The 20,233-nt window shown below is 65.6% G+C and carries 16 protein-coding genes; 2 read left to right on the top strand and 14 right to left on the bottom strand.

Going from position 1 to position 20,233, the window contains the following annotated elements; genetic code table 11:
- The first annotated feature begins 309 nt into the window (after positions 1-309).
- Entirely contained in the window at positions 310-612 is a 303-nt protein-coding gene (locus ACTZWT_RS04045) for a sodium:proton exchanger (RefSeq protein WP_444768405.1), read from the top strand.
- A gap of 223 nt (positions 613-835) precedes the next feature.
- The gene (locus ACTZWT_RS04050) at positions 836-1,936 is read left to right on the top strand and encodes an alkene reductase (RefSeq protein WP_444768406.1); all 1,101 of its coding nucleotides are present in this window, start codon (positions 836-838) and stop codon (positions 1,934-1,936) included.
- Positions 1,937-2,409: 473 nt separating this feature from the next.
- Here the strand turns inward: ACTZWT_RS04050 and ACTZWT_RS04055 are convergent, their stop codons facing one another.
- From ACTZWT_RS04055 to ACTZWT_RS04120, 14 genes are all read right to left on the bottom strand, one after another.
- The gene (locus ACTZWT_RS04055; RefSeq protein WP_444768407.1) at positions 2,410-4,209 is read right to left on the bottom strand and encodes an ABC transporter substrate-binding protein; all 1,800 of its coding nucleotides are present in this window, start codon (positions 4,207-4,209) and stop codon (positions 2,410-2,412) included.
- Positions 4,210-4,277: 68 nt separating this feature from the next.
- Positions 4,278-4,604, bottom strand: a complete 327-nt coding sequence (locus ACTZWT_RS04060; RefSeq protein ID WP_444768408.1) for a DUF2160 domain-containing protein — start codon at positions 4,602-4,604, stop codon at positions 4,278-4,280.
- 129 nt (positions 4,605-4,733) lie between these two features.
- Positions 4,734-5,540 carry a carbohydrate ABC transporter permease gene (locus ACTZWT_RS04065; protein ID WP_322514279.1) on the bottom strand — a complete coding sequence of 269 codons (807 nt, stop codon included), beginning with the start codon at positions 5,538-5,540 and terminating at the stop codon, positions 4,734-4,736.
- Positions 5,540-6,442, bottom strand: coding sequence for a carbohydrate ABC transporter permease (locus tag ACTZWT_RS04070; RefSeq protein ID WP_444768409.1), 903 nt, complete (start codon positions 6,440-6,442; stop codon positions 5,540-5,542). The genes ACTZWT_RS04065 and ACTZWT_RS04070 overlap by 1 nt, the downstream gene beginning before the upstream one ends.
- The gene (locus ACTZWT_RS04075; RefSeq protein ID WP_444768410.1) at positions 6,442-7,545 is read right to left on the bottom strand and encodes an ABC transporter ATP-binding protein; all 1,104 of its coding nucleotides are present in this window, start codon (positions 7,543-7,545) and stop codon (positions 6,442-6,444) included. The genes ACTZWT_RS04070 and ACTZWT_RS04075 overlap by 1 nt, the downstream gene beginning before the upstream one ends.
- Positions 7,546-7,556: 11 nt before the next feature.
- Positions 7,557-8,636, bottom strand: coding sequence for an ABC transporter ATP-binding protein (locus ACTZWT_RS04080; protein ID WP_444768411.1), 1,080 nt, complete (start codon positions 8,634-8,636; stop codon positions 7,557-7,559).
- The gene (gene glpD, locus ACTZWT_RS04085; protein ID WP_444768412.1) at positions 8,633-10,174 is read right to left on the bottom strand and encodes a glycerol-3-phosphate dehydrogenase; all 1,542 of its coding nucleotides are present in this window, start codon (positions 10,172-10,174) and stop codon (positions 8,633-8,635) included. The genes ACTZWT_RS04080 and glpD overlap by 4 nt, the downstream gene beginning before the upstream one ends.
- A 169-nt stretch (positions 10,175-10,343) precedes the next feature.
- Entirely contained in the window at positions 10,344-11,144 is an 801-nt protein-coding gene (locus ACTZWT_RS04090) for a DeoR/GlpR family DNA-binding transcription regulator (RefSeq protein WP_444768413.1), read from the bottom strand.
- Positions 11,145-11,236: 92 nt separating this feature from the next.
- A complete protein-coding gene (locus ACTZWT_RS04095; RefSeq protein ID WP_444768414.1) occupies positions 11,237-11,854 on the bottom strand; it encodes a flavin reductase family protein in 618 nt (205 codons plus the stop codon).
- A 15-nt stretch (positions 11,855-11,869) separates the two neighbouring features.
- Positions 11,870-12,487 carry a TetR/AcrR family transcriptional regulator gene (locus tag ACTZWT_RS04100; protein ID WP_444768415.1) on the bottom strand — a complete coding sequence of 206 codons (618 nt, stop codon included), beginning with the start codon at positions 12,485-12,487 and terminating at the stop codon, positions 11,870-11,872.
- An 18-nt stretch (positions 12,488-12,505) separates the two neighbouring features.
- Positions 12,506-15,646, bottom strand: coding sequence for an efflux RND transporter permease subunit (locus tag ACTZWT_RS04105; RefSeq protein WP_444768416.1), 3,141 nt, complete (start codon positions 15,644-15,646; stop codon positions 12,506-12,508).
- A 16-nt stretch (positions 15,647-15,662) separates the two neighbouring features.
- Positions 15,663-16,769 carry an efflux RND transporter periplasmic adaptor subunit gene (locus tag ACTZWT_RS04110; RefSeq protein ID WP_444768417.1) on the bottom strand — a complete coding sequence of 369 codons (1,107 nt, stop codon included), beginning with the start codon at positions 16,767-16,769 and terminating at the stop codon, positions 15,663-15,665.
- A gap of 90 nt (positions 16,770-16,859) precedes the next feature.
- Entirely contained in the window at positions 16,860-17,342 is a 483-nt protein-coding gene (locus ACTZWT_RS04115; protein ID WP_444768418.1) for a VOC family protein, read from the bottom strand.
- A gap of 98 nt (positions 17,343-17,440) precedes the next feature.
- A complete protein-coding gene (locus ACTZWT_RS04120; RefSeq protein ID WP_444768419.1) occupies positions 17,441-20,074 on the bottom strand; it encodes an ATP-binding protein in 2,634 nt (877 codons plus the stop codon).
- Between the last annotated feature and the right edge of the window lie 159 nt (positions 20,075-20,233).

Raw genomic sequence — 20,233 nt, forward strand, 5'->3', positions numbered from 1 at the left:
AACTGGTCTCGTCCCGTGCGATCCGAAGCTATGCGCATTCGAAGGGTGCAGACCGCCCCTGCGATCAGCTTCTGATACCATTTTGCGGTATCTAAAGGCCTGTTGCACCCATTTGATACCTCCAAAGCGACGCTATCGCGGCGATCTGTCCTATTTCGATCTGCGCTAGATCAAGGTCTGTGCGGTGCAATAAAGTATCCTGTTGCCGTTCGAAGTGTCTCCCTTCGCATAGATCCCGGACATCTTTTCCACGCTGCGCGCCCTGCGCGCCGCACAGGAAAGGACGCCCGACCAAACAGGAAACTGGAAATGACCTTTCTCTTGGTGCTTACAGCACTCGCTTTCGCCGCCGCCATCGTGCTGGCGCGTGTGGCCGCAACCGCCGCCCCGGCCGGTAGACTGGTGTCGCAGGCCGCAGGTGCCGGTACCATCGTCGTCGCGCCGATCATCACGCTGGTGATCGCCATCGTGCTCGGCAGATTCGGAATCGGTGGAGAAACCCTCGGGGCCAGCGAGATCCTGCGGGTCGCCGCCGTGCCGGCCTTCGGCACGCTGTTCGTGGCGCCGCTGGCGTTCTGGTTCTTCCGCCGCCAGCGTCCCGCGGTCGCCTGAACACGCCCGCGCACCGAGCGCATCCCGACGTGACCTGACGCTCGGCGGAGCTGAAATTGCCTCCGCCGAGCCCCTTCCCAGCCGTTTTCTTCCACACGGGACCGGGTCTTTCGGAATCGCGCCCCAAACTTCATGCCGGCGCATCTATTTTGGCCAAAGCCATTGTGTTTCCGGCTTTTCGCCCCCAGTTCGAGGCCATCCGCAATTTTCAGGACGGCCCCCCATGTCGAATTCCAAGCTCTTCGAGCCCTACAAGCTCGGCCCGATCGCCCTTGCCAACCGCGTCGTGATGGCGCCGCTGACCCGCAACCGGGCCGTTCCCGAGGGGCTCGTGCCCAGTCCGCTGGCGGCGGAATATTATGGTCAGCGCGCCGGCGCCGGGCTGCTGATCACCGAGGCCAGCCAGGTTTCGCAGCAGGGCCAGGGCTATCAGGACACGCCCGGCATCTATTCCGACGCGCAGGTCGCGGCCTGGAAGAAGGTCACCGACGAGGTGCACAAGCGCGGCGGCAAGATCTTCATCCAGCTCTGGCACGTCGGCCGCATCTCGCATGTCGACCTGCAGCCGAACCACGGCGCCCCGGTGGCGCCCTCGGCGATCAAGGCCAACACCAAGACCTTCGTGGGCGGCAAGTTCGCCGATGTCTCCGAGCCCCGCGCGCTCGAGGCGAGCGAAATTCCCGGCATCATCGACAGCTTCCGCCAGGCCGCAGCCAATGCCAAGGCCGCCGGCTTCGACGGCGTCGAGATCCACGGCGCCAACGGCTATCTGCTCGACCAGTTCGCCCGCGACAGCAGCAACAAGCGCACCGACGAATATGGCGGCTCGATCCAGAACCGCGCCAGGCTGATGCTGGAAGTGGCGGCTGCCGTCGCCAGGGAGATCGGACCCGAACGCACCGGCATCCGGATTTCGCCGGTGACGCCGGCCAACGACGTCTCGGATTCCAATCCGCAGGCGTTGTTCGACTACATCGTCGACGAACTCGACAAGCTGAAGCTGGTCTACATCCACGTCATCGAGGGCGCCACCGGCGGCCCGCGTGACATCGCGCCGTTCGACTACGCGTCCCTGCGCAAGCGCTTCAGCGGCGCCTATATCGGCAACAACGCCTACGACCTCGCGCTCGCCGACAAGCACCTCGAGTCCGGCGCCGCCGATTTGATCGCGTTCGGCAAGCCGTTCATCTCCAACCCCGACCTCGTCGAACGCCTAAAGACCGGCGCGCCGCTCAACGATCCGGACAAGTCGACCTTCTACGGCGGCGGCGCCAAGGGCTATACCGACTACCCGACGCTGGAATCGGCGCAGGCGGCGCAGTAATTGTGACCTCTCCCCGCGTGCGGGGAGAGGTCGACCGGCATCGCGCAGCGAAGCCGGTCGGGTGAGGGGGCGTTTCCACGCGGCCGAGACTCAGTGCGCGTGTCGCCCCTCACCCCAGCCCTCTCCCCGCAAGAGCGGGGCGAGGGAGCAGGCCGTGCTCGGCGAAAGAACCCATTCCCAGTCGTCATTCCGGGGAGCGCGAAGCGCGAACCCGGAATCCAGAAGTTGTTGCGAGATTCCGGGTTCGCTCGCTGACGCGAGCGCCCCGGAATGACTCGTTGAGAGACCTTACTGATAAAGAAAGGCCGGGATTGCTCCCGGCCTTTTTGTTTGGTCTCGCTCATTTCCCCGCCATGGCCGGGCTCGTCCCGGCCATCCACGTTCTTGGTGCGCCGAGCTTTGCAGCTCGTGGATGCCCGGCACAAGGCCGGGCATGACGTTGGTGAGAGCGAACGCTGGACTGAAGCGCGCGCTTACTTCGCCTCCGCCCGCTTCGGCGGCGAGGCGGGCCAGGACTTGATCAGGGTGTCGTAGTCGACGGTCTCACCCTTCGGCTTCTCGTTGGCGAGCTTGCGTTGCGGCGCGATATTGCCGTCCTTTGCGGACTTCTCGTACCAGTACTCGGCGGTCTCCTTCTTGTTCAGCTTCGGACCGCAATCGCCCTGCACCTTGGAACGCTCGAGCCGCTCCAGCACCGAGTCCTGCGCCGCCGCGAGGGAGTCCATCGCCGCCTGCGGCGTCTTCGCACCGGACGACGCATCGCCGATGTTCTGCCACCACAATTGCGCCAGCTTCGGATAGTCCGGGATGTTGTTGCCGGTCGGCGACCACTGCACGCGGGCCGGCGATCGATAGAACTCGATCAGACCGCCGAGCTTGGGCGCCCGCTCGGTGAACGATTTGTCCCAGATATCGCTCTCACGGATCAGGGTGAGACCGACATGGCTCTTCTTGAGGCTCACCGTCTTCGAGGTGATGAACTGCAGATACAGCCACGCCGCCTTGCGGCGGTCCGGCGGCGTCGACTTCAACAGCGTGCCGGAGCCGACGTCCTGATAGCCGAGCTTCATGCCCTCCTTCCAGTACGCACCCTTCGGCGATGGCGCCATCCGCCATTTCGGCGTGCCGTCGGCGTTCACCACCGGCAGGCCGGGCTTCACCATGTCGGCGGTGAAGGCGGTGTACCAGAAGATCTGCTGGGCGACGTTGCCCTGCGCCGGCACCGGACCCGACTCCGAGAAGGTCATGCCCTGGGCCTGCGGCGGGGCGTACTTCTTCATCCAGTCGAGATACTTCACGATCGAATAGACGGCGGCGGGGCCGTTGGTGTCGCCGCCGCGCTCGATCGAGGAGCCGACCGGACGGCAGCCTTCCATCCGGATGCCCCATTCGTCGACCGGCAGGCCGTTCGGAAGGCCCCTGTCGCCGTTGCCGGCCATCGACAGCCAGGCGTCGGTGAAGCGCCAGCCGAGCGAGGGATCCTTCTTGCCGTAGTCCATGTGGCCATAGACCTTGACGCCGTTGATCTCCTTGATGTCGTTGGTGAAGAACTCGGCGATGTCCTCATAGGCCGACCAGTTGACCGGAACGCCGAGGTCGTAGCCGTATTTCGCCTTGAACTTCGCCTTGTAGTCGGGATTGGTGAACCAGTCGTAGCGGAACCAGTACAGGTTCGCGAACTGCTGGTCCGGCAGCTGATACATCTTCTTGTCGGGGCCGGTGGTGAACGAGCGGCCGATGAAGTCGTCGATATCGAGCCCCGGATTGGTGACGTCCTTGCCCTCGCCGGTCATGTAGTCCGACAGCGCGATGGTCTGGCCGTAGCGGAAATGCGTGCCGATCAGGTCGCTGTCGTTGATCCAGCCGTCATAGACGTTCTTGCCGGACTGCATCTGCGTCTGCAGCTTCTCGACCACGTCGCCTTCCTGGATCAGGTCGTGCTTCAGCTTGATGCCGGTGATCTCGCTGAACGCCTTGGCCAGCGTCTTGGCTTCGTATTCGTGGGTGGTGATGGTCTCCGAGACGACGTTGATGTCCATGCCCTTGAACGGCTCGGCCGCCTTGGCGAACCACTGCAGCTCCTTGAGCTGCTCGTCCTTCGACAGCGTCGAGGGCTGGAATTCCTCGTCGATCCACTTCTTCAGCACGGCATCGTCGGCGGCCGATGCCGGCGCCGCCAGCGTCATCGAGGCCGCAAGCAGTGCCGCAGCGCTCGCCATCGTCATCAGCCGCAACCGGCTGCGTTGAACGTCACGTCCGATCAAATCTCGCATCCTTGGTTCCTCCGTTGAGCGACAAGTTCAGGTCCGGGTTGATCCCGGATCTGCTTCTCATTCACCGCTCAGACCGTGCGGAACACCGCAACGGCCGCGAGCAGCGACAGCAGCGTGGCGAGCCACAGGCTCGACACTTCGACTCCTTCTCCGACCGGCAGCGTCAGCAGCGGATCGGTCCCGACCACCGCGATCCACACCAGGTGGATCACGGCGGCGAGAATCAGCGACAGAAACAGCCGGTCGCCGCGGGTGGTCGGAAACCGCAGCACGCCGACCCGCTCGACCTCGGGATAGGCGACCGCGAGCCAGGTCATGGTGCCGAGCGTGCCGGCCAGCGCCATGAAGAAGATCGCGGTCGGCCAGGTCCATGCCATCCAGGCGAAGTGATCCATGTTCAACCCCCACTCGCTTCGTCATTGCGAGCGCAGCGAAGCAATCCAGAGTCCAGCGCACGGCGCCTCTGGATTGCTTCGTCGCTTCGCTCCTCGCAATGACGGTGATGAAGCGTCATTCTCAAATCCCTACACCCGACCGAGCGCGAAGCCGCGCGCGATGTAGTTGCGGACGAACCAGATCACCAGCGCGCCCGGAATGATGGTGAGCACGCCGGCGGCGGCGAGCAGGCCCCAGTCCATGCCGGCGGCAGATACGGTGCGGGTCATCACCGCGGAAATCGGTTTGGCGTTGACCGAGGTGAGCGTCCGCGCCAGCAGCAATTCGACCCACGAAAACATGAAGCAGAAGAACGCCGCGACGCCGATGCCGCTGGCGATCAGGGGCATCAGGATTTTGACGAAGAAGCGCGGAAACGAATAGCCGTCGAGAAACGCGGTCTCGTCGATCTCGCGCGGCACGCCGGAGACGAAGCCCTCGAGGATCCACACCGCCAGCGGCACGTTGAACAGGCAATGCGCCAGCGCCACCGCCCATGGCGTATCGAACAGGTTGATCGCCGAATACAGGTTGAAGAACGGCAGCGCATAGACCGCGGCCGGCGCCATCCGGTTCGACAGCAGCCAGAAGAACAGATGCTTGTCGCCGAGGAAGCGGTAGCGCGAGAACGCGTAGGCCGCCGGCAGCGCGAACGAGATCGACAACACGGTGTTGATGACGACGTATTGCAGCGAGTTGATGTAGCCGGAATACCAGCTCGGATCGGTGAAGATCGTCCGGTAGTTCTCCAGCGTCGGCTGATGCGGCCACAGCGTCATCGTCGAGACGATCTCGCCATTGGTCTTGAAGCTCATATTGACGAGCCAATAGATCGGCAGCATCAGGAACAGCAGATACAGCGCAAGGATGATGCGGCGGCCGGGGATCGAATGCATCACACGCTCCCTTCGGCCGGGCGGCGCTCGGCGCCGGCGTTGGTCATCACGGTGTAGAACACCCAGCACACGATGATGATGATCAGGTTGTAGACGATCGACAGCGCCGCGGCCTTGCCGAGGTCGAACTGGCCGAGCGCGATCTTGACCAGCTCGATCGAGATGAAGGTGGTCGAATTGCCCGGCCCGCCGCCGGTGACGACGAACGGCTCGGTGTAGATCATGAAGCTGTCCATGAACCGCAGCAGCACCGCGATCAGCAGCACGCGGTGCATCTTCGGCAGCTGGATCGCCTTGAACACCGCCCAGCGCGACGCGCCGTCGATCTGCGCCGCCTGGTAATACGCGTCCGGAATCGATTTCAGGCCGGCATAGCACAGCAGCGCCACCAGGCTGGTCCAGTGCCAGACGTCCATCACCACCACCGTGGCCCAGGCGTCGAATTCGTTGGAGACGTAGTTGTAATTGATGCCCAGGCTGTTCAGCGTGTAGCCGAGCAGGCCGATGTCGGGCCGGCCGAAGATCTGCCAGATGGTGCCGACCACGTTCCACGGGATCAGCAGCGGCAGCGCCATGATCACCAGGCAGAACGCGACCGACCAGCCGCGCCGCGGCATCGACAGCGCGACCACGATGCCGAGCGGCACCTCGATCGCCAGGATGATCGCCGAAAACGCCAGATTGCGCCCCAGCGACGCGAAGAAGCGGCCGCCGAGATCGGTCGAGGGATCGAGCAGTTCCTTGAACCAGCCGACGCCGTTCCAGAAGAACTGGTTGTTGCCGAAAGTGTCCTGCACCGAATAGTTCACCACCGTCATCAGCGGCAGGATCGCCGAGAAGGCGACGATGGCGAACACCGGCAGCACCAGCAGCCAGGCTCTCTGGTTGACGATCTTCTCCATCAGGCGACCTGCTCCAATGCACGGCCTTCGACGATCACGCTGTCGGCATAGACGTGGATGCGCGAGGGCTCGATCATCAGCCCGGCCTCGTCGCCGTCGGCGGAGAAGCCGTCCGGCACCCGCGCGGCGAAGCGCACGCCGCCGACCCGCACCCAGGCGAAACGAATTCGGCCGAGGTCGTCGATCCGCTCGATGTGGCCGGACGGCAGTCCCGGCGCCTTCGCGGTCAGGTGCACGAATTCCGGCCGCACCCCGATCTCGATCTTGGCGCCAGCCGGAAGATCGTCGTAGCCGCGCGCCAGCGCGACCGCGTGGCCGTCGATCAGCGCCTCGCGGCCACGAATCTGTGCCGGCACGATGTTCATGCCGGGCGAGCCGATGAAGTAACCGACGAAGGTGTGCGCCGGCTTCTCGAACAGCTCCTCCGGCGTACCGCTCTGCACCACGCGGCCGTCGTGCATGACGACGACGGTGTCGGCGAAGGTCAGCGCCTCGGTCTGGTCGTGGGTGACGTAGATCATCGTCAGATCGAGCGCGCGGTGCAGCGCCTTCAGCTTCGAGCGCAGCTCCCATTTCAGATGCGGATCGATCACCGTCAACGGTTCGTCGAACAGGATCGCGGCGACGTCGGAGCGCACCAGCCCGCGGCCGAGCGAGATCTTCTGCTTGGCGTCGGCGGTGAGCCGCGTCGCCTTCCGATTCAGATGCGGCGTCAGATCGAGCAGGTCGGCGATCTCGGCGACGCGCCTGTCGATCTCGGGCTTCGGCACGCCGCGGTTCTTCAGCGGGAATTCCAGATTTTCGCGCACCGTCATGGTGTCGTAGATCACCGGAAACTGAAACACCTGCGCGATGTTGCGCTCGCGGGTGGACAGCCTCGTGACGTCGTTGCCGTCGAACAGGATCTTGCCGCGCGACGGCGTGACGATGCCGGAGATCAGGTTGAGCAGCGTGGTCTTGCCGCAGCCGGAGGGGCCGAGCAGCGCATAGGCGCCGCCCTGCCGCCACGTCATCGACACCGGCTTCAGCGCATAGGCGGCCGGTGGCAGATCGTCGCCGACGAGATACGAATGAGCGAGGTCGACGAGATCGATGCGCGCCATCGGCCTCTCCGTCACATCGGCTTCGGCGCGGCGACCAGGCGGTCGGCCGCGTCGAACACGAACAGATTGGCAGGATCGAGCACCGCGTCCAACGTCTGGCCGGGCTCGAATTCGTGGACGCCGTGCAGCACCGCGACCCAGTTGTCGTCGCCGCGCTTAAGATGCACGAAGCTCTCCGAGCCGGTGATTTCCGTCACCGCGACCGTGGTCTGAAACCCATGGCGATCGGCATGGCCGCGCGCGACCTCGATCTGGTGAGCGCGGAAGCCGACCCGATAGGCGCCGTCGCCGAGGCCCGCGAATACGCCAATGGCGGGCGCTTCGACGCCGCCCGAATAGTGCACCGTCCCGGCCCTCTTCTCGGCGCCGACGATGTTGAGCGGCGGATCGGAAAACACCTGCGCGACCCGCATGGTGTCGGGCTGGCGATAGACCAGCGGCGTCGGGCCGGTCTGCAGCACCCGCCCCTCCCACATGCAAATGGTGCGGCCGCCGAGCAGCAACGCCTCGGAGGGCTCGGTGGTGGCGTAGACGAAGATCGCCCCGGACGCCTCGAAGATCCGAGGCAGTTCGGTGCGCAGTTCCTCGCGCAGCTTGTAGTCGAGATTGGCCAGCGGCTCGTCGAGCAGCACCAGATCGGCGCCCTTGACCAGCGCGCGGGCGATCGCGGTGCGCTGCTGCTGACCACCGGAGAGCTGCAACGGCGTGCGCTTCAGATACGGCTCGAGCTTGAGCAGCTGCGCCGCCTCCTGCACGCGCCGTTCAATCTCGGCGCGCGGCTTGCCCTGCACCCGCAGGGGCGAGGCGATGTTCTCGTACACCGTCAGCGACGGGTAGTTGATGAACTGCTGATAGACCATCGCCACCGACCGCTTGCGCACGTCGATTCCGGTGACGTCCCGGCCGTCGACCAGCACACGGCCGGAATTCGGCTTGTCGAGCCCGGCGAGCAGCCGCATGATCGAGGTCTTGCCCGACAGCGTCGGCCCGAGCAGCACGCTCAGCGTGCCGCGCTCCAGCGTCAGCGACACGTCGCAGATCGCCGGCACGCCGTCGATCGTCCGGGTGACGTTCTCCAGGCTGACGCTCATGCCCGGCCTCCCGCCTGCTGCTGGGGCTTGTCAGAACCGCGGTGCGCGGCGATCCATTGATCGATGGCGGCGAGCGCGGATGGCGGCAGCCGCAGGCCGAGCTTGGAGCGCCGCCACACGATGTCATCCGCGCTGCATGCCCATTCGCGGCTCATCAGATAGCGGACTTCCGCCTCCGTCAATGTGGCGCCGAAGTCGCAGCCGAGATCGGCCATCGATCGCGCCGCGCCGAGCAGATCGCGCGCGCGCGTGCCATAGGCGTGGACGAGGCGATGCGCGTGCGATGCGGAAAGGAACGGGTAGTCGCGCATCAGTCCGGCGATCAGCGCCGGCGCGCCGTCGACCGGAAAATCACCGCCCGGCAATGGCTGGTGCGCGGTCCAGCCTTCCTTCGCGGATTTGCCCGTCAGATACGGCGCGAGTTTCTCCAGCGCTTCTTCCGAGAGCCGGCGATAGGTGGTGATCTTGCCACCAAAGATCGACAGCACCGGCGCGCCACCCGGTGTGTCGAGCTCGAATACGTAGTCGCGGGTCGCGGCCTTGGCCTCGCTGGCGCCATCGTCATACAGCGGGCGCACGCCCGAAAACGTCCAGACGACGTCCGCCGGCTTCACCGGGCTGGCGAAATACGCGCTGACGGCGTCGCAGAGGTAGCTGACCTCTTCCGCCGTCGCCTTCACCTGGGAGGGATCGCCGTCATAGTCGCGGTCGGTGGTGCCGATCAGGGTGAAGTCGCCCTGATAGGGAATCGCGAACACGATGCGGCCGTCGGCGTTCTGGAAGATGTAGGCGCGGTCGTGATCGTACAGCTTCGGCACCACGATGTGCGAGCCCTGCACCAGCCGCACCTTGGAGGCGGCGTTGACGCCGGCGCCGGAGGCCAGCACCGCCTCGACCCATGGGCCGGCGGCATTGACCAGCGCGCGCGCCCGGATCGTGTTGCGCACGCCGCTCTGCGTGTCTTCGAGCGTCACCTCCCAGATGCCGTCGCTCTGCCGAACCTGCGCCGCGCGGGTGCGGGTGCGGATCTCGGCGCCGCGCTCGGCGGCGGCGCGCGCGGTGAGCACGACCAGGCGCGCATCGTCGACGAAGCAGTCGGAATATTCGAAGCCGCGGGTGAACCGCCCGGGGATCAGCGGCTTGCCGACTTCGTCGTGGGCGAGATCGACCGAGCGTGTCGGCGGCAGCAGTTTTCGTCCGCCGATATAGTCGTACAGGAACAGCCCGAGCCGCAGCCGCCAGGCCGGACGCAGACCGGAATGATGCGGCAGCACGAAGCGCAGCGGGCCGATGATGTGCGGCGCGATCTGCCACAGCCGCTCGCGCTCAATCAACGCCTCGCGCACCAGCCGGAACTCGAAATATTCGAGATAGCGCAGCCCGCCATGGATCAGCTTGGTCGACCAGGACGAGGTGCCGCTGGCGAGGTCGTTCATCTCGCAGAGGAAGACGGAATTTCCCCGGCCGGCCGCGTCGCGCGCGATGCCGCAGCCGTTGATCCCGCCGCCGATAATCGCGAGATCGAAAACCTTCGCCACGGACGCTCCCTTGGCCTCTTGCGAAATTGCTGCAGTGCAGCTTTCGCTTTGGTCGAATTTGTTTCGCGAAAGAATAAAGCACAATCAAAAACGAAAGCAAGCGGGTATTGGGGGGCGATCATGCCCCGCCCGGACTTCAACAACCTTAGATTGCGGTCGGGGCCGCCGGCTAGGCGGCGCTCTCGTCGAGATCGTCAGCGCACCTGGGCAACGCCTCGATCACTTCGATGCCGCGCGCGTCGCAAATGCTCTGCAACGCCGGCGGCAGCGGCTCATCGGTGACGAAGGTCTGGATCTGGCTGAGATGCGCGATCCGCACCGGCGCGCTGCGCCGCAGCTTGGTCGAGTCGGCGACCAGCATGACGCTGCGCGCATTGGCGATGATCGCCTGCGACGCCTGCACCTCGCGGTAGTCGAAGTCGAGCAGCGCGCCCTCCTCGTCGATCGCCGAGGCGCCGATGATCGCGTAGTCGACCTTGAACTGGCCGATCAGGCTGATCGCCGCCGAGCCGATCACCGCACCGTCGGCGCGGCGCACCGTGCCGCCGGCGACGATGACCTCGATCCGCGGATATTTGTACAGCAGCATCGCGACGTTGAGGTTGTTGGTGATCACCAGAAGGTCCTGGTGCGAGGTCAGCGCGCTCGCGACTTCCTCGGTCGTGGTGCCGATATTGATGAACAGCGAACAGCCATCCGGAATCTGCGCCGCCGCTGCGACACCGATTGCGCGCTTTTCCTCGGCGGCGACGAAGCGGCGCGCCTCGTAAGCCAGATTCTCGACGCCGGAAGCGATGATGGCGCCGCCGTGAATCCGCGTCAGCGAGCGCTGGTCGCACAGATCGTTGAGATCCTTGCGGATGGTCTGCGCGGAGACCTCGAACCGGCGGGCGAGATCGTCCACCATCACCCGCCCCGAAGCGCGGGCGAGATTGAGAATTTCCGATTGGCGATGGCTCAGAGCAGTCACGCGCGCCCCCGTGGGGATTTTCGGTCATGGTGCGGCTGTTCGCGCCGCAGGTCAACGCGGGCGCGCGGGCGACGGATTTTCGCGGCAGCGCATCAGGCGGGGCGCGGCATCTCGAACATCGCGTCGGGCCGGATCTCGAAATAGTCGCCGCGGCGGCCGGCGCGGACGATCGGGCGGGCCAATGCGGTCTGATAGATGCCGTCCCGGATCAGCCGCTTGTCGATATGCACCGCGACGACCTCGCCGATCGTCAGCCAGGCATCGGTCCTGGTGCCGTCGGCGGCCTTGAGCTGGATGATGTCGGACATCCGGCATTCGAACGACACCGGGCTCTCGGCGACGCGCGGCGGCTTCACCAGGCGGCTCGGCAGCTTGGTGAGCTTGCCCAATTCGAACTCGTCGACCTCTTGGGGCACCGTTGCTGCCGTCGCATTCATTGCATGGGCCAGATCCATCGTCACCAGATTCCAGACGAACTCGCCGGTCTGCTCGATGTTGGCGACGGTGTCCTTCCGCTCCGTCGAGGAGAAGCCGATCAGCGGCGGCGTGTAGTTCAGGGCGTTGAAGAAACTGTAGGGCGCGAGGTTGACGTGGCCCTCGGCGTCGCAGGACGAAATCCAGCCGATCGGGCGCGGCGCGATGATGGCGTTGAACGGATCGTGCTTGAGGCCATGGCCGTTGGAGGGTTCATAGAAGTGCAGTTCGGTCACCGAGGATCCTCGCAATTATTCGATCGCAGCAACACGCTTCCTAGCACCGAGTCCGGCGAGCACAAAGTCGATCAGCTGATCGAGCGACGGCTCCTCCTTCTCGAACGCCTGCGCGATCATCTGCGGATGGAAGAAGCGCAACATCGCGGTGCAGACGCAACCCGCGGCCAGCGGCACATCCGGCGCGTCGAATTCGCCGCTCGCCGCGCCCTGCGCCACCACCTCGCCGATCGCGGCGGTGATGCACTCCATGTGGTTGATGCAGACGTCCCAGTTTTCCTGCATCGCGATCGCGACCATCTCGTGGAGCTTTTCGTCCCCGACATAGCGCTCGGTGTTCATGCGGTGCACCGTGGTGAGCAGATCTCGCAGCCGCTCCGCCGCCGGGCCGCGCGCCGCCGCGATGCTGTCCGCGGCCTGCTCGACCTCACCCATCAGATGCCGCGCCACGCCCTTGTGGATCGCCTTCTTCGAATCGAAGAAGCGATACACATTCGCCGGGCTCATCTGCAGCACCTTGGCGATATCGGCCACGGTGGTCTTCTGATAGCCGATCTGGCGGAACAGCCGCTCCGCAACCACGAGGATGCGGTGCCGCATGTCGGCTTCGGTGTTGTCGGACGTCAGCGTCATCAGGGAGCCAATGTTGAATTATTCGGCGGCGGCGGCAAGCGGAAACGCAGGCTGCGCCGGGTCGCCGTGCTGCGGCGCGGGGTCGGCGCCGCTGTCGCCGCCGCGCTCGTCGAGGCTGTTGCGGAACCACAGCGCGTACAATCCGGGCAGATAGAACAGCGTCAGGAAAGTGGCGACGAACAGGCCGCCCATGATGGTGATCGCCATCGGCCCCCAGAAGGCGGAACGCGACAGCGGAATCATCGCCAGGATCGCCGCGAGCGCCGTCAGCACCACCGGCCGGGCGCGGCGCACCGTGGCCTCGACGATCGCCACGCGCCGGGTCGAGCCCTGCGCGACGTCGGTCTCGATCTGATCGACCAGAATGACGGTGTTGCGCATGATCATGCCGGCCAGCGCGATCAGCCCCAGCAGCGCCACGAAGCCGAACGGCGCATTGGCGACGTTGAGGCCGAGCGAAGCGCCGATGACGCCGAGCGGCGCGGTGAGGAACACCAGCAGCAGCCGCGGGAAGCTCTGCAGCTGAATCATCAGCAGCGTCAGCATCACGATCACCATCACCGGAAACAGGATGAAGATCGACGCATTGCCCTTGGCGGATTCCTCGATCGCGCCGCCCATCTCGATGCGATAGGCGGACGGCAGGCCCGCGCGGATCGTCTCGAGCTGCGGCCAGATCGCGTTGGTGACGTCCGGCGCCTGCACGCCGTCGACGACATCGGCGCGCACCGTGATCGCCATGTCGCGGTTGCGCCGCCACAGGATCGGCTCCTCGTGCGCATACTCGACCTTGGCGACCTGCGACAGCGGCACCGCGACGCCGTTGCGCGCGGTGATGGTGAGTTCGCCGATCCGGCCGAGATCGAGCCGCTCCGACGGCACGGCGCGAGCCACCACGCCGATCTTCTCGACGCCGTCGCGCACCGTCGTCACCTGCGCGCCCGAGATCAGCATCGCCAGCGCCTGCGAGATGTCCTGCGGCGTCAGCCCGAGCGCACGGGCGCGATCCTGATCCACCACCAGCTTGAGATAAGGTGACTGCTCGTTCCAGTCGAGATGCGGATCGATCACGCTGGGATTCTGCTTCACCACGTCGCGGACCTGATAGGCGATCTCGCGCACCTTGGCGGTGTCGGAGCCGATCACCCGGAACTGCACCGGGAAGCCCACCGGCGGGCCGAAGTTGAAGCGATCGACGCGGACCCGCGCCTCGGCGAGCCGGCCGTCATGCGCCGCCTGTTCGAGCCGCGCCTTGATCCGTTCCCGCGATGCGACGTCCTTGGCGACGATCACGATCTCGGCGAAGGATTCGGTCGGCAGCTGCGGATTGAGCCCCATCCAGAACCGCGGCGAGCCCTTGCCGACATAGGCCGTGTAGGTCGAGATGTCGCCGTCGTCCTTGAGCAGCGTCTCGGCCTGTTTGACGGTGTTCATCGTGACGTTGAACGCCGTGCCTTCCGGCAGGCGCAGTTGCAGGAACAGCTCGGGCCGCTCGGACAACGGGAAGAATTGCTGCTGGACGTGGCCGAAGCCGACCACCGACGCGACGAAGATGCCGACGGTGGCGAGCACCACCGTTCCGCGCCAGCGCACGCACCAGGCGACGCCGGCCCGCAGCGCGCGATAGATCCTGGTGTGATACACCTCGTCGGGATTGTGGCCCTTCCTGCCGGCGAAATCCGGCAGCAGCTTGACGCCGATATAGGGCGTGAAGATCACCGCGACGAACCACGACGCGATCAGCGCGATCGCCACGATCCAGAAGATGCCGCCGGCATATTCGCCGACCGACGAATTGGCGAAGCCGATCGGCAGGAAGCCCACCGCCGTCACCAGCGTGCCGGTGAGCATCGGAAACGCGGTCGACTCCCAGGCGAAGGATGCGGCGCGGGCGCGATCCCAGCCCTGCTCCATCTTCACCACCATCATCTCGACCGCAATGATGGCGTCGTCGACCAGCAGGCCGAGCGCGATGATCAGTGCGCCGAGGGTGATGCGGTGCAGATCGAGCGACATCACATTCATCACGATGAAGACGATCGCCAGCACCAGCGGCACCGACAGCGCCACCACGATGCCGGTGCGCCAGCCGAGCGCCAGGAACGACACGAACAGCACGATCACCAGCGCCTCGATGAACGAGCTCATGAATTCGCCGACGGCGTGCTTCACCACCAGCGGCTGATCGGCGATCTGCTCGATCTCGATGCCCTGCGGAACCTCGCCCATGAACTCGGCGGTCGCGGCTTTCACCTGCTCGCCGAGTTCGAGAATGTTGGCGCCGTTGGCGGTGACGACGCCGATGCCGATGGCCGGCTGGCCCTTCTGCCGCACCATGTAGTCGGTCGGATCGACATAGCCGTGCGTGACCGTCGCGATGTCGCCGAGCCGGAACACGCGATTGTTGCTTTCGACCGGCGTCTCGGCCACCGCCGTGACGCCGTCGAGCGCGCCGGTGACGCGCAGCGGCACGCGCTGCGACGAGGTTTCCACCGTGCCCGCCGGCGTCACCGCGTTCTGCTTGGCGAGGGAGTCGAACAGCGCCTGCGGCGTCAGGCCGAGGGTCGCGAGCTTCGCGTGCGAGAACTCGACATAGATCCGCTCGTCCTGGGTGCCGTAGGTGTTGACCTTGGTGACGTTGGCGACTTTCAGCAGCCGCTGGCGCAGGCCTTCGGCCGCCTTCTTGAGCTGCGCGTAGTTGGCGCCATCGCCGGTCATCATATAGAGGATGGAATCGACGTCGCTGTATTCGTCGTTGATGTTCGGACCGATCAGATCGCCGGGGAGCTGCGGCGCGACGTCCCACAGCTTCTTGCGCAGCAGATAGAGTAGATGCGGCACTTCGGCCGGCGGCGTCGAGTCGCGGAAGGTCACCTGCATCGCCGCGAACGACGCCTTCGAGTAGGTCTGCACCTTCTCGAAATACGGCAGCTCCTGAAGCTTCTTCTCGATCGGGTCGGCGACCTGTTCCTGCATTTCTCTGGCGGTGGCGCCCGGCCAGATCGCCGAGATCACCGCGACCTTCACGGTGAAGGACGGATCCTCGGCGCGGCCGAGCCGCTGATACGAGTAGATCCCGGAGACGCCCAGCGCGAAGATCAGGAACAGGATCAGCGCCGGATGCGCGACCGCCCAGGCCGACAGATTGAACCAGCGCATCGGGCCCCCGCCTGATCTAGAACGACAGCGACGATACGACCCGGACCTTTTCGGCCGGATCGAGCTTCTGCACCCCGAGCACGACCACCTTGGCGCCTTCCTCGACACCGCCGCCGATCACCACCTTCTCGGTCTCGTAGGCCTTCACCGTCACCGGCCTCAGCGTCACCTGCCCGGCGGAGTCGACGACATAGACCGACGACGTACCACCCTGATTGAACAGCGCCGACAGCGGCACCCGGGCGACCCGGAGCGTGTCCGGATCGGCGAGCGTCAGCGTCGCCGTCATCCCGAGCACGACGCGGTCGTCGGCGTCGGGCAGCGAGAATTTCGCGAGGAAGGTGCGGGTGGCGGGATCGGCCATCGGCGCGACCTCCCGGAGCTTGGCGGCGTAGCTGCGCCCCGGCTCCGACCACAGCGAAACGCTGGCGACGCCCTGGGTCGCCCGCGTGATCAGCGTCTCCGGGATCGCGACCACCGCTTCCTTCTCGCCGAACCGCGCGATGCGGAATGCCGGCTGTCCTGCCGAGACGACCTGTCCGGAATCGATCAGCGTCGCGGTGACGACGCCGCGGGTGTCGGCCACCAGGCCGGCGTAGGACAGTGCGTTGCGCGTGAGATCCACCGAGCGCTCGGCGCGGGCGACGCGGGCACGCGCCTCGTCCGCCGCGGCGCGCGCCTGATCCATCTGCGCTTCGGTCGCCCAGCCCTTGGTGCGAAGCTCCCTGGCCCGGTTCTCGGACGCGGTCGCCTGCGCCAGCACCCCCCTGGCGGCGCTGTGCTCGGCATCGGCCTGCTCGGCCTGCAGCTTCAGATCGGTCTGATCGAGCAGCGCCAGCGGCTGGCCGATTTCCACCGTCTGGCCAACCTCGACCAGACGCTGCGCGACCTTGCCGGTGACCCGGAAGCCGATCTCGGTCTCGATCCGCGGCCGGACGGTACCGACGAAACTGCGCTTTGGGGACGCCGCTGTGTAGAACACGGTCTCGACCAGCACGGGCCGCGCCGGACGGTCGTTGCTGGCCTGCTTGTCGTTGCACCCCGCCAGCGCAAGCGCCGCAAGGGCAACCAGAACGCCGGCCAGCAGCCGGAAAATTCCATCGAACATCGGGTGCGCAATCATCGACAGGTCCTCGAAATGGCCACGAGGAACTTTCGAATGATCACTGACGATTGTCAATAATCGTCAGTGATCATAATTTCGGCAATACCACTATACTCCCGCACCGTTATAGGCCCGCTGCAGCGCGTCTCCGTCGAGCTTCACCATCTTCATCATCGCCTGCATCGCCCGTCTGGCGCCATCGCGGTCGGGGCCGCGGAACAGCTTTGGCAGGATTGACGGGACGATCTGCCAGGACAGGCCGTAGCGATCGCGCAGCCAGCCGCATTGATCCGCGACGCCGCCGTCGAGCAGCGCATCCCAAAGGCGGTCGACCTCGGCCTGGTCCCGGCAATCGATCATGAAGGACACGGCGTGGGTGAAATTCATCGGCGCCCCGCCGTTGAGCGCGATGTAGCGCTGGCCGGCCAGCGTGAATTCCACCAGCAGGACCGAACCTTCGGGTCCCGAGGGCGTGTCCACGACGCTGCGCTGCACGGTTTCGATCTTCGAGTCCGGCAGCAGCGAAACATAGAAGTTCGCCGCCTCTTCGGCTTCGGTCGCAAACCACAGGCAAGGGGTAATCCTCGACATGGCACCACTCCTTGAAGCGTCATGTCGAGGACGAAGGATCGTGGCCGATTCCGACAGCGGCGTCATCGATCGGCCCGAGACCTGATCGCGCCGTGCCCTCAGCTCGCCAGTCTGAAGCTGCCCTCGCAGTGCCGGCGCAGGTCGGACAGCGCCGTGGCGAGCTGATCGGCCTGGGCGTCGAGGGCTTCCGCCGACGCGATCGGCGCGCCCAGTTCGATGGCGCGCGCAATCTCGGCGACCGTCGCGAATCCCAGCGTCGCAGCGCCACCTTTCATTGCGTGGGCCTCGATCGCCAGCATGTCGCGATCGATGGCGTCGCCGAAGCCGCGAAACAAAGCGATTCGACGTTCGGTTTCGCTGAAGAACAGGGCCACCATGTCGTTGACCTGTTCGCGGCCGATTTCCTCGGTCAATTCGGTGAGGATATTCAGATCGAGCGGCGGAGGCGGAGCCAGAGCAGCCGGCGCCTCCAACGCCGCGGCCCCGCTGCCGCCGCGAAGCGCGCGCAGCACCGCCGCGACCAGCGCCGGTTTCCGCAGCGGCTTGGCGAGGAAGTCGGTCATGCCGGCTTCGCGACAGGTCCTGATGTCGTCAGGGAACGCATTCGCCGTCAAAGCGATGATCGGCAGCGTGGCAAGCGCACCACCCTGGGCGCGGATCGCGCGGGTGGCGGCGAGCCCGTCCATCGTCGGCATTCGCACGTCCATCAGGACGACGTCGAATTCCTCCTCGGCGACCGCGCGAAGCGCTTCGGCGCCATCGGACACGACCCGGGTCTCGGCGGCGAACTCCTGCAGCATTTTCAGCACCACCATCTGGTTGGTGGCATCGTCTTCGGCGATCAGCATCCGCAGCGAATGGCCGAGCATCGCGATCCGGGTTCGCAGATCGTCATTGCCGACCCGGTCGAGCCGATAGTCCGCGATCAGCGCATTGGTCCACGGCAAGTCGAGGCTGAAGCGGAAGGTCGAACCCTCGCCCAGCTTCGAGGTCACGTCGATGGCGCCGCCCATCTGCTCGACGATGCGCCGGCTGATCGCCAGCCCCAGGCCGGTGCCGCCGAAGCGACGATTGATCGACACGTCGCCTTGCGCGAAATCGGTGAACAGCGAGCCGACCCGATCGGACGGAATGCCGATACCCGTATCCGTGACCTGCCACTCGATCGTCGCATAGCTGTCGTCGCGCTTCACGCAGGTCAGCACGATGGTGACGCCGCCCCGATCGGTGAACTTGACCGCGTTGAATGCGAGGTTGAGCAGCACCTGACGAATTCGCTGGGCATCCCCGGTCAGGGCAGGCGGCAGCCGCGGATCGATGTCGATCTTGAGCGCCACTCCCTTGGCGCGCGCGTTCGGCTCGACGATCGACCGCACCGCGTCGACCAGCACCGATGGCGAGAAATTGACCTGTTCGAATTCGATCCGGCCGGCTTCGAGCTTCGACAGATCGAGGATGTCGTTGAGGATCCGCAGCAGATTGTCGCCGGAGTCGCGGATCGTCGTGACCGCGTGATGTTGCTCCGGATCGAGCTTGGTCTCGAGCAGCGAGTTGGCGAGCCCGAGCACGCCGTTCATCGGCGTGCGGATCTCGTGGCTCATCATCGCCAGGAAGCCGGATTTCGCCCGGTTCTCGGCCTCGGCCTGCTCGGCCCGCCAGCGTTCGGTGACGTCTCGGCCGACGCCGCGATAGCCGGTGAACTCGCCGTTGTGATCGAGCATCGGCCGCGCCGTGAGCGACCACAGCCGCTGGGTGCCGCCGATCATCACATGCACGACGAGTTCGTGCATCGGTTCGCGCACCGCCATCTTGGCGGCGACCGCGGCCGCACAGCGGCCGTCTTCCGGGCACAGCATGCCGAGCACATCGGAGAGTTGTGCGCCGTGCAGAAGATTGGCCGGCAGGTGCGCGACTTCGACGAAGCGGTCGGGCACATGCACCAGCCGGCCCTCGGCATCGGTCTGCCACAGCCAATCGCTGGCGTTCGCCTGGAAATCCTTGAGCAGCAGAGAGATGATCTCGGTGTTGCGTTCGAGCTCGAACTGCGCGCGGAGATTGTCGAAGAACATCTCACCGTGCGAGACCAGATTGCGCGACATGAACACGGCGTAGAGCATCAGAAAAATCATGGTGATCTGGTAGCCGGTGCCGGTGCACAGCAGCAGCGTGATCGCAGCGCCGAGCACCATCGCCCAGGTATAGGCAAGACCCGCGCGCGGCACCGTGGACAGCGCGAACGCGCCGCCGGACATCATGCCCGTCACGAGGCAGCCGATAATCAACTGATCGGTCGGCTCGGCATCGGGAAACAGCGCAATCGGCATTGCGCCCCAGATCAGGCCGAGGATCAGGGCCTGGGCGCTCATCCGTCGGATCGCGTTCGCGGAGGCCTCGCGCGGCGGATTGTGCCGCGTCTTGAGCCAGGACCGCATCGCCAGCGCCGCGGCGATGCCGATTGCGCAGAACCACGCCACCAGGAAAGGACGGGAGTTGCGGTCCCAGAACGCCACCAGAACCAGCGTCGCATTGATCATATTGATCGACATCGTCACCGGCACCAGCCGGCTGACGCTGTCGATCTGCGCGGCGCGGATGAGCCGCATTTCGCGCTCGTCGACATTGGCAGGTGCCAGGGTGCCGGCGCCGCGGCCACCGAACCAGAAGGCGAGCCGCGAAGTCCAGTCGCCTCGCGTCCCCAGTGCCATCATCATCACCTGCCGCAGGCCGGACATCTCGCAACGCTCTCTCGGCCGCTCGTCAGGATCTGAATTCAATCACCTGACCCGGCCTGGCAAGGTGATTATACCTGCGCCGTCGACGTCTGTCTTCCCGGCGCTGCGTATCAGGCATCGCCCGGTTGTCTGGCGACCTCGGCCGACGGCGAAACGACG

The organism is Rhodopseudomonas sp. NSM, assembly GCF_052445935.1.
Lineage (GTDB): Bacteria > Pseudomonadota > Alphaproteobacteria > Rhizobiales > Xanthobacteraceae > Rhodopseudomonas.